Annotated in this window: 18 protein-coding genes and 1 pseudogene; 1 reads left to right on the top strand and 18 read right to left on the bottom strand. The window is 41.2% G+C overall.

Translation table 11 applies throughout. The features are described from left to right. The 14 genes from ADJ60_RS06960 to ADJ60_RS06890 all read right to left on the bottom strand — a co-directional run. On the bottom strand, window positions 1-684 hold a 684-nt coding region (locus ADJ60_RS06960), incomplete at its 3' end, for a pneumococcal-type histidine triad protein (RefSeq protein ID WP_049544288.1). Window positions 685-691: 7 nt separating this feature from the next. Then, on the bottom strand, window positions 692-1,609 hold the full coding sequence (adcAII, locus tag ADJ60_RS06955; protein WP_049544284.1) for a zinc-binding lipoprotein AdcAII: 918 nt from the start codon (window positions 1,607-1,609) through the stop codon (window positions 692-694). Between the two features lie 60 nt (window positions 1,610-1,669). Then, on the bottom strand, window positions 1,670-2,344 hold the full coding sequence (locus ADJ60_RS06950) for an MFS transporter (RefSeq protein WP_239682356.1): 675 nt from the start codon (window positions 2,342-2,344) through the stop codon (window positions 1,670-1,672). Window positions 2,345-2,392: 48 nt separating this feature from the next. Next, window positions 2,393-3,154: a hypothetical protein gene (locus ADJ60_RS06945; protein WP_152907441.1), complete on the bottom strand. Its 762-nt coding sequence runs from the start codon at window positions 3,152-3,154 to the stop codon at window positions 2,393-2,395. Then, the gene (locus ADJ60_RS06940; RefSeq protein ID WP_031365521.1) at window positions 3,141-4,346 is read right to left on the bottom strand and encodes a chloride channel protein; all 1,206 of its coding nucleotides are present in this window, start codon (window positions 4,344-4,346) and stop codon (window positions 3,141-3,143) included. The genes ADJ60_RS06945 and ADJ60_RS06940 overlap by 14 nt, the downstream gene beginning before the upstream one ends. Further along, on the bottom strand, window positions 4,346-4,699 hold the full coding sequence (locus ADJ60_RS06935; protein ID WP_031365520.1) for a potassium channel family protein: 354 nt from the start codon (window positions 4,697-4,699) through the stop codon (window positions 4,346-4,348). Before ADJ60_RS06935 ends, ADJ60_RS06940 begins: the two co-directional genes overlap by 1 nt. 11 nt (window positions 4,700-4,710) lie before the next feature. Continuing rightward, window positions 4,711-6,228, bottom strand: coding sequence for a cardiolipin synthase (gene cls, locus ADJ60_RS06930; protein WP_031365519.1), 1,518 nt, complete (start codon window positions 6,226-6,228; stop codon window positions 4,711-4,713). An 18-nt stretch (window positions 6,229-6,246) separates the two neighbouring features. Continuing rightward, window positions 6,247-6,765 (bottom strand): HdeD family acid-resistance protein, encoded by a 519-nt coding sequence (locus ADJ60_RS06925; protein WP_031365518.1) that lies wholly within the window; start codon window positions 6,763-6,765, stop codon window positions 6,247-6,249. Window positions 6,766-6,890: 125 nt separating this feature from the next. After that, window positions 6,891-7,469: a TetR/AcrR family transcriptional regulator gene (locus tag ADJ60_RS06920; protein WP_230315858.1), complete on the bottom strand. Its 579-nt coding sequence runs from the start codon at window positions 7,467-7,469 to the stop codon at window positions 6,891-6,893. Between the two features lie 262 nt (window positions 7,470-7,731). Beyond that, window positions 7,732-9,123 carry an APC family permease gene (locus tag ADJ60_RS06910; protein WP_049544274.1) on the bottom strand — a complete coding sequence of 464 codons (1,392 nt, stop codon included), beginning with the start codon at window positions 9,121-9,123 and terminating at the stop codon, window positions 7,732-7,734. Window positions 9,124-9,245: 122 nt separating this feature from the next. Further along, entirely contained in the window at window positions 9,246-9,812 is a 567-nt protein-coding gene (sdbB, locus tag ADJ60_RS06905; RefSeq protein WP_049544272.1) for a thiol-disulfide oxidoreductase-associated lipoprotein SdbB, read from the bottom strand. Window positions 9,813-9,823: 11 nt separating this feature from the next. After that, on the bottom strand, window positions 9,824-10,531 hold the full coding sequence (gene ccdA2 / locus ADJ60_RS06900) for a thiol-disulfide oxidoreductase-associated membrane protein CcdA2 (protein WP_049544270.1): 708 nt from the start codon (window positions 10,529-10,531) through the stop codon (window positions 9,824-9,826). A gap of 213 nt (window positions 10,532-10,744) precedes the next feature. Further along, the gene (locus ADJ60_RS06895) at window positions 10,745-11,020 is read right to left on the bottom strand and encodes an HU family DNA-binding protein (protein WP_001284642.1); all 276 of its coding nucleotides are present in this window, start codon (window positions 11,018-11,020) and stop codon (window positions 10,745-10,747) included. 107 nt (window positions 11,021-11,127) lie between these two features. After that, complete coding sequence (locus ADJ60_RS06890; protein ID WP_049544268.1) at window positions 11,128-11,967, bottom strand: DegV family protein; 840 nt, start codon at window positions 11,965-11,967, stop codon at window positions 11,128-11,130. 140 nt (window positions 11,968-12,107) lie between these two features. On the opposite strand from ADJ60_RS06890, the gene ADJ60_RS06885 reads away from it, so the two are divergent. Continuing rightward, window positions 12,108-12,956 (top strand): YitT family protein, encoded by an 849-nt coding sequence (locus tag ADJ60_RS06885; RefSeq protein ID WP_000592065.1) that lies wholly within the window; start codon window positions 12,108-12,110, stop codon window positions 12,954-12,956. Between the two features lie 53 nt (window positions 12,957-13,009). On the opposite strand, the pseudogene ADJ60_RS11125 reads toward ADJ60_RS06885, so the two are convergent. The 4 genes and pseudogenes from ADJ60_RS11125 to ADJ60_RS06865 all read right to left on the bottom strand — a co-directional run. Beyond that, window positions 13,010-13,324 (bottom strand): annotated as a pseudogene (locus tag ADJ60_RS11125) (bifunctional riboflavin kinase/FAD synthetase); the annotation flags it as partial. A 202-nt stretch (window positions 13,325-13,526) separates the two neighbouring features. Further along, the gene (locus tag ADJ60_RS06875) at window positions 13,527-14,387 is read right to left on the bottom strand and encodes a methionyl aminopeptidase (RefSeq protein ID WP_000631543.1); all 861 of its coding nucleotides are present in this window, start codon (window positions 14,385-14,387) and stop codon (window positions 13,527-13,529) included. Between the two features lie 15 nt (window positions 14,388-14,402). Then, window positions 14,403-15,680 (bottom strand): CBS-HotDog domain-containing transcription factor SpxR, encoded by a 1,278-nt coding sequence (gene spxR / locus ADJ60_RS06870; RefSeq protein ID WP_049544263.1) that lies wholly within the window; start codon window positions 15,678-15,680, stop codon window positions 14,403-14,405. Further along, window positions 15,673-16,224: a GNAT family N-acetyltransferase gene (locus ADJ60_RS06865; protein ID WP_049544261.1), complete on the bottom strand. Its 552-nt coding sequence runs from the start codon at window positions 16,222-16,224 to the stop codon at window positions 15,673-15,675. Before ADJ60_RS06865 ends, spxR begins: the two co-directional genes overlap by 8 nt. Between the last annotated feature and the right edge of the window lie 5 nt (window positions 16,225-16,229).

The following is a 16,229-nucleotide window of genomic DNA, read 5'->3' as shown; positions in this document are numbered from 1 at the left end:
TTGGGCAGCAGCTAATTCACTGGCAGACAAATCACTCTTCGGAATATAGTGGAAGTGATTGCCGTGAGGTACAATATAAGCATCACCCGTATCTTCTATGATATCAGATGCATTAAAGATATACCCATCATCCGTTGTGTAGCGTCCTTGAGCTCTGGCTGCAACTACTGCCTGATCGTTAGAACCGCCACCGTGATTACTACTATGTTCCTGCTTCTGACGTTTAATCTCTTCTTTTGTACGAATATTGTCCGCATGAGCTGCATCTTTAAGGTAAACATAGTATTTCCCGTCTACCTTGATGACATAGCCACCCTTGATTTCATTGACAATGTCTGAATTCTTCAACTGATAATTCGGATCTTTCATCAGCAGTTCTTCACTGATGATAGCGTCATAAGGAACCTTGCCATTATAGTAATGATAATGGTCTCCATGAGAGGTCACATAACCTTGATCCGTAATCTTGATGACGATTTGTTCGGCGTTGATTCCCTCTCTCTTACTAACTTCATCTGGTGTCAAGTTCTCTGCCTTTTGACCAGTCTGATCACCATCTATATAAGCTACTCGATTAGACTCTTTCTTAACTTGACCAGCTTGGTAACGACCAAGTTCATAGGAACAAACACTTAGGGCAAGAACTGCCACCGAACCCGCCACATATTTTTTATTGATTTTCATTCTTTCCTCACTTTAATTCTTCTGCTAGAACACTCATATTTTCTTCAAGATTTTCTAGGTAAGTCTTGTCATTTTGTGGGTCTGCCTCTAAAGGATTCAGAGTTTTAAGCCCCACACCTGTTGATTTGACAAGAGTTTCAGCTACTTTTGAAGAAGCATTACTTTCTGTAAAAATCGTTTTAACCTTATAGGTTTTTACAAATTCCTGAATTTCTGTTAGTTGTCTTGGACTTGGTTCTTGTTCTGGAGAGATACCTGCAATACCAAGTTGATTGAGTCCAAATCGCTTAGCAAGATAAGAAAAGGCTGTATGCTGTGTTACAAAAGTTTTCTGACTCGCTTTTTCAAATTTAGGCTGGAATTTCTTAGTCAATTCTTGAGCTTTTTTGATAAAGGCTTGCGCATTTTTTTGATAAGTTTCTTTATGCTCACTATCCACCTCTGAAAGTTTATCAGCGATAATCTGAGCTTCTTCACCAGCTTTTTCAGGATCTAGCCAAGTGTGAGGATCATAGAGCGTTTTTTCATCAACTCCATCACCTGCTTCCACATCTTCTAGCCCTGGGACGCGATCTAAAGTCATTCCCTCTGAAGCCTCTAAAACCTTAACTTTGGATTTTTTAAGATTGGGGTCCAGACTTCCTGCCCAAGATTCGAGCGTATGAGAATGATAAACAAAGACATCTGCATCATAGATGGCTGCAATGTCGTTCGCTGAAGGTTCAAAGGAGTGAATCCCACTACTTGACTGAATCATCCGAACATCATTCAAGTCACCAGATACTTCCTTGACCATAGCATAGACAGGATAAAAACTGGTTACAATTTTCATCCCTTTCCCAGTCTGACTTTCCTTTTGGCCACAAGCCCCTAAACACAAAAGAAAGACACTTAACAATACTAAAAATAAACTCTGTTTTTTCATAAACAACCCCTTAACTATTTAATTAACTGGTAAACATTCTACTCCTAAAAATTTAATCTGTCAAGCTATTTTTAGAAAAAATTTGAAATTTCTTTCACATATAAAAATCAGGGCCGCCTTGTTTTTCAAAAGTGATCCTTGCTTGGTCGTTTTGGAGGCTTGCTCAAAGCGATGGTTGTAGGACCAGTTTGGCAACCAGATGAGGGCCGCTAGGCCAACAAAGAGGGTCAATAGGATAACAAAGGTCTGCCAGGAACTAGCTTCTACAATCGGTACAGCCACCATTGAACCGACCGTTCCCGCTAAGCCCATCATGGTGATATAGACGGTGGTATAGAGCCCAACCTTAAGTGGGAAATGCACGGAGACCAGACTGGGCAGGAGGACATTGATAATGGCCACTGAAATACCGATTAGGATGGTTCCAAGAAAGAGCCCTGCTACACCTACAATCCGAAGCAGGGAGCCAGCTGTCATGACCAAGAGGGCCAGGCCCAAGAGTTTTTCCAGACCCAATCGAGCCGCCCAGCCAGGAGCCAGGGAAGAACAAAGGGCAAACATGACGAGGGGCAGAGAAGTCAAAATGCCCAAGTCACTGACTGAAACACCCAGGCCAGCCGCAATATCCGTCAAAACAGCTGGAATCGCAGTAAATGGGACCCGCATCACGGCCCCCATCATCATCACACCAATCAATAAAAAGAATGATTTTTTCTTGTTACTAGAGTTTTTCATACACCTAGTATAGCATAAGTTTTGCTAGGGAGTAAATAATTGAATGGTTCAAAGAATTTTTTTTGAAAGGAGGCTACTCCTGCTCCCCTTTTCTATCAGATGTTGCCCAATCATCAGAAGTTGATACTTCTTTACTCGTAAGGTATAGAAGAATAGATTCTCCAAAACCATATAGATTGACAGTCCAGAAAGTAAGAAGTAAGAGGTTCCGATGACTTGTTCAATCTGAGTTAGGGTAGCAATCCCTTCTCGTAGCACTTTATAGAGGGGGGCATTTTCTTTTAAAATGGTCCAAATGGCTTTCAAAGTCGCTTCCATGTCCCCAAGGCTTTGTAAACTAAGGCTCCGCAGCTTGTCTAAAATCTGTTCAACAGTCGCTTGAAAATCATACTGTCCAAGCTCGCCAGATAGCTGGTAAATCTGCCATCCCTGGATGATCAGGACAAGCAGGACAGCCAAAATAGCCCCAGCCATCAGCCAGATTAGCCCGTAATAGGCCCAGGTCAGGCGCATCAAGGAAGGACTAAGTCCTCTTTCTCTCTTCAAAATGCCCAGCAAGTGCATATTTCCCCAAAAGTAGAGGATGAGCTGACCCAGAAAGGCAAGAATCAAGAAAACTCCCATCCAAATTAGTTTTTGGCTGATAAAGGTGCCGAATTCACCTGCCAAAAGGGCGTCCAGATAGGCCATGGAGGGAGTCAGACTGGCTTTGATGATTCCCTGGTAGATGGCCGGCTGGAGCATGAGTAGGACAAAGATAAGCAAAGCCCAAGAGCCATGGAGCAGCCGACTGAAATTAGGCTTCACCATGAACTCTTCCTGCTTTCACTTTTATACCCATCCACCGTAACATGAAGATGAGAATGAGGGCAATGGGCCAAAGTTTGACTGGGAAAAAGAGGGAGATGAAGATACCTGCCAGCCACTCCTTCTGCAGCAAGGTGACCGCCAAAGAAAGGCTGACAACCAGAACGACAAAGAGGGGGTCGTAGCCTGGCAGCAATTGGGCCACTGCAAAGCCCTGCAGGATGCTGGCAAAGGTGATGGGAAAAATATCTCCGCCTGTCCAGCCTGTTTCCAGGCAGATTTCCAAAAAGAGAAGTTTGAGAAGGGACAGACCAAACAAAACTAGGACTGGTAGCTCCAGCCCCATCTCCACAACTGAGTGCATGGCATGCTGGCCAGAAAAGAGCAGGCTGGGCGCAAAAACCGCAATTCCAAAGATGGCAATTGCACCAAGCATGACTTTAGCAAAGAGAGGCAAGGAATACGCCTTCAAGACAGCTTTTATCTTTTTCATCAGCCAATAGTAGACTTTACCAAAGAGGAAGCCATAGAGCATGAGGGGCAAAATCAAAACCAATTCCGCCATCTGCCACTGGCTGTCACCCAGTTTGGTGATAAAGGAAGGTTGCTCGGTCATCCGCATCAGCAGGACAAAAATAATCAGGCCGTTGACAATGAAAAACAAGCGCTTCTTCTTATCCGTTCCCTTCTGGCTGGCTGGATAGGTCAGCAGGTATTGACTGGGATGGAAAAGCCTGACAAACTTATCTTGGAGGGGCAGGTGCTTCAGCTGCTCTCTATTAGCTTCTAGGTAACGGAGCTTATCCGCCTGCCAGATGGAGTAGGCAATGACTGCCCCCAACAAAGGGGCCTCTGGCCCAACTCCTGCTCCCATTACAAGGATGAGTAGGGCCAAGACCAGGCTGCGCCAAGTATGGCGGTAATTGACGGTCTGACCTTCTTTCAGCTCCTCCATCAGCTCATGGCTGGTTCTAGGCAGACTCCCCCACTTTCGTTTGAGGGCAAAGACCAAGAAGCCACCCACCAAGAGCAAGAGACCTTTATAAAGGTTGGGAAAGGGCACAGAATGCCCCCAGCTTTCCCACAATAGATGGCTGCCAAATTTTTCAGCCATCAGAAAGAGAAAGGCAACTAGGGCAATCAGACTGCTCAAGCAGAAGCCCGAAAGCAGGATCCTAAGATTTTGTTTCTTCATCACTTTTGATCCTCCTCCTTGGGCAAGAGCTTGTTCATCTCCATATAGTAGGTCACCACAATCCCTGACAGACAGCCGAAAAAGAGGAGGCCATAGAGAGACAGGATAACACTGACAATCCTGCCGATGGCTGTTGTCACCACAATATCCCCATAGCCCGTAGTGGTCGAGGTCACGAAAGAATACCAAATACTATCTCCGAAAGTCTCAATGGCAGGCTCAGTAAACAACAAGATCAGGGCTGCCAGAAAGAGATAACAGACAAAGGACAGGATAAAATTGGAAAAATGGGTTACCTTGACAATATGCCACAAAACCTGCAAAGGTTTCTTTTTTCTAAGATTCGCTTTCATGGTATTTCCTCCTAAAAGAGCGGACTCAAGACTCTTAGAACAGCCTGACCTGTCCGTTTCAGCAGTCCTTCTCCCAGCTCCTTCAACTGCACTTCTTCACTGACCGCAAAGGTTTCGAGATAGTCTTCTTTCAAGTCCTTGAGCGCGTCAACCTCATAAAGGAAGGTACCGCATTCAAAGTGCAGGTAGAGGCTGCGGTAGTCCATGTTGATGGTCCCAACGACGCCAACCTTATCATCTGCCAGATAGCTCTTGGCATGGATAAAACCTGGCGTGTAGCGATACAAGCGAACGCCTGCTTCCAGAAGCGGACGGAAATAGGATTCGGTCAGGGTGTAGACAGCCTTCTTATCTGGAATCTTCGGCACTACGATGCGGACATCTACCCCTCTTTTGGCCGCCATGGTCAGAGCCAGTGTCATCTCATGGTCGATAATCAGATAAGGGGTAAAGATGTAAACATAGTCCTTGGCATTCCAGAGGATATCCATATAGAGGTTCTCTGAAATCAGCTCCTCATCCAAAGGCGAATCGGAGAATGGCTGGACATAACCCTTGGCCTTTACGGACTTCTTAGGCAGATAGGCCGCAACATGGGTCTGCTCCTTGCGGCAGGCATCCCAAACCGAGAGGAACATGAGGGTCAGATTGGCAACCCCATCCCCTTCCAAGCGCAGACCGGTATCCTTCCAGTGGCCTAATTTGCTGTCCACATTGATGTATTCATCCGCGATATTGATGCCCCCGTTGTAAGCCACATTTCCATCAATGACTAAGATCTTGCGATGGTCGCGATTGTTCATTCCCAGAGCTAGATAAGGGACCATCGGGTTAAAGGTTACCACCTTGACGCCATTGCTCTCCAGCTCGGCCTTGAAGCCCTTTGGCAAGACCATCAGAGAACCCAAATCATCATACATGACACGGACATCCAGGCCTTCCTGTGCCTTGTTGATCAGGATATCCTTCATCCCATCCCACATCTGCCCTTGGCCGACAATGAAGTATTCAAAGAAGATAAAGGACTGGGCCTGCTCCATATCTTTGAGCATGGAGGCATACATGTCCTCACCCAGTTTGAAATAGGACACATCCGTATTGCCATGGCGGGTATAAGTGCCCTGACTGGCAATGTAGTCCGAAATTCCTTTGACCTCGTCTGCAATTGGGACATCTTGGGAAGAATAGTTAGTTTGCTCTAAGGCTTGTTCAATGCGGGCTTCCGACTCTTGAATGGCCTTTCTCAGCTTCTTAGCTGGTTGCTTGTTGGCAGAGATTAAGTAAAGAAAGGTTCCAAACATGGGCATGAGGCCAATCAGGATGAGCCAGCCAATCTTGTAGACCGGATTATCCTTGGAGCTGACAATAGCCAACATCATCAGGACACTGACAAGCCCCAAAATAGCTGTAATCACTGTGGAATAGCTGCTTAATTGGTAGAAAAAGAGCAAGAGCCAGGCCAGTTGTACAAAGAGCAGGATGGCCCCGATGGTGACCTTGTTAAAGAGGATATTTTTCAGCTTCTCCATATTGAAACCCTTTCTAACTTATGCTTTTTTAGATTTGAAATAGAGAACGATAGCCGCAATCCCTTGGTAGATAAAGACAAAGGCCACGGTATAGGTCACAATCACGCCTGTCATGAGTGGGTGACCCATCATGATGATCCCTGCGATAATCCCCAAAATACCCGTCCAAAGAAGGGTGCTGCCCAACTTCTTGTCCACTTTTTTGACTTCAAAACTCATAATCGTCTTGGAAACACCTGTAAAGAGGGCCCAGAAAGCAAAGATGAAGGGAATGAAGGTCACTTTTTCAAAGAAGGTCCCTGAGAAGAGCCAGATAGCCAAGAGAACCGTCATCACACCGGTGAAGAGGTCCCAACCGCTTTTCTCATCAGCTGAGAAGTATTTGATGATATCAGAAATACCGTTGACCATGAAAATGAGGGCAAACAAGATGGCAAAGGACAGAAGGCTGAGGGCTGGATTGGCCATCAGATAAAAACCTGCAAGAATGGATAAAACACCCGCTACGATAGACAACCATGATAATTTTTTAGACATAATAACTCTCCTAATATTTATTGTTTTTTTATTTATTTTTGTGTTGATTTCGAGGACAGGCCTCATACTGGACTTCTAATCATGAATCACTCCTTTTCACTTTTCATCCTTTAAAATGCCATAAATCATGAGATGAAGGACCTTTTTGAGGTCATTTTCATATTGGCTGGCCAAACTGCTGGTTCCTTGAGATCCGCTGGCCCCAGATAATAACTCCGAAAGAGTTGCTGGATAAAGGTCAGATAGTATAGGGCCGCTTCTTGGCTGATATAATCTTTGAGGGTTGACTCAGACAGTAATTTTTCTGAAACCTGACGATTCAAGTCCTCAAAAACAGCCTTTTCCTGTGCCACTTCCTCAGCAATTTCTGCTGGAGCTGTCATCCAAACCTCAAAGAAGACATGGCTGTGGTGAGGAAAATCCTTGGAAAAACGATGACGACGTTCCATATAGTCTGCTAGGCTGGGAATGTCACCTGACTCCCCACGGATGATGGACACAGCCTTCTGAAAGCTCTCACGGACGCAGGCCAGATAGAGCTCCGTCTTGCCAGAAAAGTTATGGTAAAGAATCCCCTTTGAAATCTTGTGATTTTTGCAGAGTTCATTGATGCCGAAGGCCTTATAGCCCTTTTGAGAAAACTCGATTAGGGCCGCTTCAATGATGCGCTCCCGAGTTAGCTGGGTTTTCAACTCTTTTTTCATCCTACTGCTCCTAAGCTTTTTTGACATTATAGACCAGTTGGTCTACAATGTCAACCCCTATGCACTAAAAAAATCTGCTGAGTTTCAATAACTCAACAGATTCTCACTTTATATACTCAATGAAAATCAAAGAGCAAATTAGGAAGCTAGCCGCAGGCTGCTCAAAGCACTGCTTTGAGGTTGTAGATGAAACTGACGAAGTCAGTAACCATACATACGGCAAGGCGAAGCTGACGTGGTTTGAAGAGATTTTCGAAGAGTATTATTCTTCTATGGTAGAATGCTTATAACCATAAGTAAAGTAAATAAGACTTCCTATCAACAAAGCAACTAAGAAAGCAACCCAAGTTTCCATATTATACTGCAACATGAAGGACAAACAAATGATGATTGATAAAATTGGTAATAATGGTACCAGTGGTGTTTTAAATTCTCCAGCTTTGGGCATCCCCTTTTCTCTCCGTAAGCGAATCAAACCATAAGCCAACATGATCAGATAAGACAAGGTACAAATATTTAAGAAGGCTGCGATACTAGCAAGAGGGAACATTCCTGCTGCTACTGCTGAAGCTAGACCTGTCAAGATAGTAGCATTTTTTGGTACCTTGCTTGTTTTGGTCAGTTCTTTAAAGGCAGCAGGCATCAATCCGTCACGCGCTAAACTGTAAATCATACGAGATAGGGCATAAGTCATTGAGATACAAACCGTAATCAAGGTTAAGATAGCCACTAATGACACATAATTAGCTGCCCAACTAATCCCAACGCTACGAAGGGCAAAGGCAACGGCATCGTCGACATTTAGATGACTATAGTGAACCACACCAGTCAAAACAAGCGTCACCAAGGCATAAAGAATGGTTACGATAGAAAGCGATAAGACAATCCCTCTAGGAATATTTTTTTGAGGAGTCTTGACCTCATCTACAGCCATAGAGATGGATTCAAAGCCCAAAAAACCAAAGAACATCAAGGACGCACCAGCCATAATACCAGTACTGGCACCATAGATTTGTCCAAAACCATAGGGAGCAAAATTACTCCAGTTATCAAGCTTGATATGCCAGATTCCTACTAAAACAAAGAGAGCTAAAGCAGAAAATTTCAAAATAACTAGAATTGAATTAAAGCGTAAGGCGGCTTTCGCATTAAGTAGAACAAGCGAGGTCACCAAGACCAAGACAAGAATAGGTAATAAATCAACAAACGTCCCTGCTTGAGGATTAAAGGTACCATTTAAAGCCTGAGGAAGGGCTATCCCGTATTGAGAGAGAAGCCCTTTAAAATACGCTGCCCAACCAGAAGCCACACCCGATATGGCTGTCATGAACTCCATCATGGTTAACCAACCTGCCAACCAGGCTGGGAATTCTCCTAAGATGGCATAGAGATAGCTATAGGCACCACCTGTAGCGGGTACTCGTGAAGCAAATTCTGCAAAAAAGAGGGCTGATAATCCCACACACAAGGCAGAAATGACGATTGAAATCACTAGCGCTGGACCCGCTAGAGTTGCGGCTGCAGTACCTGTTATAGTAAAGACACCCGTCCCTACCATGGCTCCGATACCTAACAAAATCAAATCCCATAACTTCAAATGCCTGTGCATCTCCGTTTTATCCAAACTAACATTCTTTGTTCTAAATATATTCATCTTTGACTCCAAAATAAAATGATGATTCTATTTTACCATAAATATAGGATATTTGTGAATATTTATAAAATAATTTTCTAAAAAAATCTGACTACTCTCTTGTAATCAGATTTTTATCTATTCTAGTTCATTTCTTTAAAGGCTGCTTCTGCATCCGCATTGCTGATAACACCAAATTGAATCTTCCCAATCTTTCCTTGACTGTCAATCAAATATTCTGTAGGAATGCTTCGAATTTGATAAGCTTGGAAAGTACTGCCCTTGGTATCGTAGAGAACTGGTATATCTTTATATCCTTGTTCCTGGAACCATTTTGGAAATTCTTCTACTGTTTTTTCCCCTTGAAGACCTGGCGCAACGACACTAAGAATTTCAAAATCACGATCTGGTTTTGCAGCTAATTCCATCAACTCTGGCATACTTTTTTTACATGGACCACACCATGAAGCCCAAAACTTCAAATAAACCTTTTTACCCTTATAATCAGATAACTTCACTTCTTTGCCATCCATTGATTGCAAGGTAAAATCTGGCGCCTCTTTCCCAACAGCAATTTGTTGTACAGTCGTTTGTTGCTGTTGTTTTGGGGATTGTTCTGGTGCTTTAGTCTTTTTAGTCTCTTCCTCACCACAGGCTATCAATACGACTAATGACAAGAGGCTTAAGCCAGCAAACATTACTTTTTTCATCTTTTTCTCCTTTATTCAAAAATTCCAGCTAGAACATTTACTTGTCCTAATAGTAATAAAACTCCCATTAAAATAATAAGGAAGCCACCAATTTTCTTCAGTAGCATCATATGACGTTTAATTTTACTAAAATATGGCATAACTACACCAGAAGCTAGAGCCAAAACCAAGAAAGGAATGGCCATCCCCAGAGTGTAAATTAAGGTATAGATCGCTCCTTGCCAAGCACCATTACCTCCAGAAGCGGCAAGCGCTAAAACAGAACTTAAAACTGGACCAATACAAGGCGTCCAACCAAAGCTAAAGGTAATACCGAGTAAAAAGGCTGACCAATAACGATTGGGTGCTGATTTCTTAAAAGTAAAACTTTTTTGAATCTCTAATTTCTTAAAATGAAAAATTTCCATCTGGTGTAAACCTAAGATGATGATAATCGTACCCATGGTATAGCGAAACCAATTGGCATAGAGAATATTACCAAAGTAACCAGCACCAAATCCTAAGATAAAGAAAATGAGTGAAATGCCTGCGATAAAGCAAAGAGTTCGAATCAGACCTGACCAGGCAACCTTTCTCCCAAATAAAGAAAAGCTTTTTGCGCTTTCCTGATCATCCAGCAAAATTCCAGTATAAACAGGTAACAGAGGGAATATACAAGGGGAAAAGAAGGACAAGATCCCTGCTAAAAAAACGGAGATTGAAAATACTATCGTTTCCAATAAAGAACCAACTTTCTTAATAATTCATATCCTATTTTACTATAATCAATTTCATTTGTATGATTTCTGCTACGCAATTTGAATTAGGCAGTATTTGAAATATTTGTTCCGGTACTAGTTCATTCAGATTCTGCCCCTTTTTTGCCCTCTATACACAAAAAAGCCTATTGACCAAGCTCAAAAACTTGATACAATAGGCTTTTTAAAGGCTGATTATTTAACAGCGTCTTTAAGAGCTTTACCAGCTTTGAATGCTGGTACTTTAGAAGCTGCAATTGTGATTTCTTTACCAGTTTGTGGGTTGCGACCTTTACGTGCAGCACGCTCACGAACTTCAAAGTTACCAAAACCGATCAATTGAACTTTTTCACCAGCTGCAAGGTAGTCAGCTACTGCTGAGAATACAGCTTCAACTGCTGCTGCTGAGTCTTTCTTAGTCAATTCTGTAGCTTCTGCTACTTTAGCGATCAAATCTTGTTTGTTTGCCATGTTAATGATTCCTCCAATTTAATTTCTAATTAACAATTATAATCATATCCTAAAATCCCTTTTAGGTCAAGTTAAAAACGCTATTTCTTCCCATTTTATTTATTTTTTTAAGAGTAGTAACGTACTAAAATAGCCCAAGCGTTCTCACCCGTGTGAGTTTGAATAATAGAGCCCGTTTCCAAAACTGAAATTGGCTTTTCAACATAAGCTTGTAAGCTTTCTTTCATCTCTTTGGCCCAATTAGCACTTCCAGAATATGAAATTCCAATTTCTGCTACAGAACGTTCAGTTAACGAACCTGTCAGCTCATCCAACCATTTTTTAAAAGTTTTAGCTCCACGACCTTTAACGATTGGCTGCAATTCATGGTCTTTCATCTGCATGACAACACGTATATTGAGAAGTGAGCTCAACAATCCAGTTACACGGCCAATTCGTCCACCTTTAACAAGATTTTCCAAAGTCGAAACACCAATATAGAGTTCTGTGTGGTTTTTAACCTCTTCTACATGAGATAAAATTGCCTCCATATCTTTTCCTTCTTGTGCTAACTTCGCAGCCTCAACAACCTGGAATTTCAGGGCTTGGTCAGTGAAGGAACTATCAATAACTGTCACGTCGGCAGTAGATAAACTAGCACCCTGTCGCGCTGCTTCTACAGTACCAGAAAGAGCATGGGACATATGAATAGCAAGAATCTGGCTACCATCCTTGCATAGGTCTTCAAAAACTTCAGCGAAGACACCTACAGGGGGCTGGCTTGTTTTCGGGAGGTTCTTACTTGCTTGCATCAACTGAAGAAATTTACCTTCTTCTTTCAAATCCGCATCAGAATAAACAACATTATCAATCATTACAGATAACGGAACAACAGTGATATCTAATTGTTTTACTAGTTCAGGTTCAATAGTAACAGATGAATCGGTTACAATCTTAATTTTTGTCATAGTATCAATCTTTCTATTTTAGGATTCAGATTGGTTTTCTTACTTTTAATTATATCAAAAAAAGATTAAAAATCCTAATGGAGTCATTCAAATTTTCCTTAAAAATTTGATATAATCTACTTATAAGAAAAGAGGTTCCTATGATTAAAAAAATTTACCCCATTTTAACCATTTTACTAGGTGCTGCTATTTATGCTTTTGGTCTGACTTATTTTGTAGTTCCCCATCATCTCTTTGAAGGAGGGGCGACAGGTATTACCCTCATCACCTTTTATCTTTTTAAAATCCCTGTTTCGCTCATGAACTTGCTGATTAATATTCCTCTTTTCATCCTAGCTTGGAAGATTTTTGGAGCAAAATCTCTCTATTCTAGTTTACTAGGAACCTTAGCCTTGTCCGCCTGGTTGGCTTTTTTTGAGCGTATTCCCCTTCATATTGATCTTCAAGGTGATTTACTGATCACAGCCCTTATAGCTGGGATTCTATTGGGAATTGGGCTCGGAATTATCTTCAATGCTGGTGGGACAACTGGTGGAACTGATATTGTAGCTCGTATTATCAATAAATACACTCATATATCTATGGGAAAACTGCTTTTTATCTTAGATTTTTGTATTCTCATGCTTATTCTCCTAATCTTTAAGGATCTGAGATTAGTTACCTACACGCTCTTATTTGATTTTATCGTTTCTCGTGTTATTGATTTGATCGGCGAAGGTGGCTATGCAGGTAAAGGATTTATGATTATTACAAAACGTCCTGACCAACTTGCTAAGGCGATTAATGATGACCTAGGTAGAGGCGTTACTTTCATCTCAGGTCAAGGTTATTATAGTCGAGAAGATTTAAAAATCATTTACTGTATTGTCGGAAGAAATGAAATTGTGAAAATGAAGGAAATGATTCATCGAATCGATCCTCAAGCCTTTATAACTATTACAGAAGCTCACGAAATCCTTGGAGAAGGATTTACCTTTGAAAAAGAATAAAAAGAGGTAATGTACTGAATTGATTTCTTTTAGAATCTACAATAATAACGTGAAACAATGATAATTTCTCCATCAAAGTAATCCTTTAAATCTTCTGTCGTGAGAGTATCGAATTGACTACTAAAATCAAGAAGATATAATTCCTCTACACCCTCTCGGTTTTACTTTCTTTCACGTTCAGTAGAGTTCAAAATATGTAAAAACAATTCCGAATGATAAGGCTCTAAAGCAATCTTTAAAGATTCATTAAACCTCATAACCACGATAGGCAATAAATCCTTCATCGCAGCCTTGTTGGCAACACGAAATAATTCTTTATCAGATAGTTTGCCAATATCTTTGTGGTTTTTATAGAAAATCTGAAACATATTTTTTACCTGAAGTGTAACAGTGTAGAAAATTCATTTTTTGAAATGATAATAATGTACAAGATATTGAGGTAAGAATTTTAAAACCAGAAAAACGCATTATATCAGGCACTTAAAAACATGATACAATGCGTTTATTTAATATGAAAAGATCTACTGGATTATTTTCAAAATCAACTTCCAGCAGCCTTTTCACTTTTTATTAATAAGTTCCTTCTTCACCTTGACTAGTCAAGATAACAGGTCCATCTTTCGTAATCACAAATTGGTGTTCATATTGGCATGACAGTCCACCGTCAATGGTTTTATGCGCCCAACCGGTCTTCATATCTGTATCAATTTCCCAATCACCTGTATTGATCATTGGTTCAATAGTCAAGACCATTCCTTCACGAAGACGGAGTCCTCGACCTGCAATACCATAGTTAGGAACCATTGGTTCTTCGTGCATGGTTGGGCCAACACCATGACCAACCAAATCACGCACTACACCGTAACCACGACTTTCAGCGTATTCTTGAATCGCTGCTCCAATATCACCGATACGGTTTCCAACAACAGCTTGCTCAATCCCCTTGTACATAGCTTCTTTAGTTACATCCATCAAGTTTTTCACTTCTTCGGACGGTGTACCAACAGCATAAGCCCAACATGAGTCTGCAAGACCACCAGAATAGCTCTGAGTGTATTTTTTCATTTGTTCAACATTGTTGAAGTTTAATTTTGAGACATTCAGGTCGGATTTAGCAATTGGGCCTCCCAAAACCATATCAACTTTGAGCAAATCACCATCTTTCAAGATATAGTGACGAGGGAAAGCATGAGCCACTTCATCATTAAGAGAGCAACAGGTAGCATAAGGATAGTCCATCATGGCACCGTCAACTCCAATCTGAAGCGGAAGGAAATTTTCTTCCTTACAACGACGGCGAACATACTCTTCAACTTCCCACATATCTACGCCAGGCTTAATCAAATCACGCAAGCCGATATGAATACTTGCTAGAAAATCACCTGCCTTATCCATAGCTTCGATTTCACGAGCTGATTTTAATGTTATCATTTTTTCTCCTAGTTTCTAATTAATTTTAACGGTTACATTTGCTTTTGAAACAATCTGATGACCATGATAAATATCGTAATCAATAATAGCTGACCGTCTAGTATGGTGGATAATGCGTGCTTGAATGCGCAGTGTATCATCTATCTGAACAGCCTGCAAAAAGTAGATTAGCATCTGCTCGATGATGAGATTGCGCCCACTATTCACAACTAAATCTTGGGTCATATGAGTCAGTATCTCTGCCAATACACCATTAGCCAAAACACCGTTCTTCTCTAGCATAAAGGGTTCCACTGTAATAACTACTTCATCATGGTGATAAGAAAGTTTTTGACCAATCTGTTCAGAAAAAGTAGGTAGAGCAGAAACTTGGGAACGACTCATCTTCTCCATGACATCTCGTCTGGTTACAACCCCAAGCAAGGTTTGATTATTTCGAACAACCGGTACCATTTCAAAGTCTTCAGCAATCATCCGTTGACTGACATTGGCAATATTTGTCGATAATCCAACCAAAAATAGACTACGAGACATGACCTTGTCAATTGTGGTGCTTGGTGACTTATCACCAGCGTCTCTCATGGTAACAACCCCAACAACAACCTGATGTTGATTGATAACTGGGAAACGGCTGCTACGATTCTTACGCACCAAGTCCAAATAATCTTTAACAGTGTCAGTCTCTCTCAGAAAACCATACTCATGACTCGGACGATAAAGTTTCTCAACTGTCAGAATATCAGTCTTGATTTGTACATTTGAAAGGGCTTTATTGATCATGGTCGCGACAGTGAAAGTGTCATGTTTGCTTCTTAAAACAGGAATTCCTTTTTGATTGGCCAGTTTAAGCACATCATCATGAACCTGAAATCCACCTGTAACCAGAACTGCATTTTCATTTTCCAGCGCTAATAATTGAATACGAGTCCGGTCACCAACAATCAAGAGTCCCCCATCATGAAGGTAAGATAAAATATTTTGCTCAGTCATGGCACCGATTGAAAACTTACTAAATTCTCTCTCTAAACCGTCTTGTCCAGCCAGAACCTCAGAAGAAGTCACTTCAGCAATTTCAGCAAAAGTTAATCTCTCTATAGCAACTTTCTGAGATTTAACACGGATAGTACCACTTCTTGGGCGAGTCTCTACAATTCCACGGTTTTCAGCTTCTTTAATGGCCCGATAGGCCGTTCCATCACTGACTCCTAGATGGTTGGAAATGCTTCGAACACTGACTCTTTTACCAACAGGTAATTCTTCCAAATAACTTAGAATTTCTTGGTGTTTACTCATTAATTTCTCCCTTTACAAAGCGAAACTCAAGATAATCTCGCATTTTTCTTGTATAGCGATCACTTCCTTTAAACTGACGGAACAAACGAAATCCAGACTTAAGAGCAACCCGTTGACTAGCTTCATTTTCAAGGTGGGTAATGATGGATAGTTGTTTTAAACCAAATTCCTCAAAAGAAAGCTGACAAATTTTTCTAACAACCTCTGTCATAAATCCTTGCGACCAAGCATCTTTTCTCAAAAAATAGCCAAGCTCAGCTTCTTTTTTGATTTCATCTAACTTCTCAAATTTAATAGAACCAATCATTTGTTGATTTTTCTGGTCACAAATTGCCCACACTCCCAAAGGGGACTTCATAAAGTAATTCGCTAATGCATATTGACTTTCTTCCAAACTAGCTTGACTTGGAAAAATGAATTGTAAATTTTCTGGATTTGAAGCTATCTCATGGAAGTCTTGACTATCACTAAAAAAGAAAGGACGCAAATACAAGCGATCCGTTTCAAAAAAAGAAAACATTGCTAATTTGGTCCAAATATTCATAAACA

The sequence above is a fragment of the Streptococcus pseudopneumoniae genome (assembly GCF_001076775.1).
GTDB classification, from domain to species: domain Bacteria; phylum Bacillota; class Bacilli; order Lactobacillales; family Streptococcaceae; genus Streptococcus; species Streptococcus pseudopneumoniae_G.
This window is presented reverse-complemented; position numbering and strand designations above follow the sequence as displayed.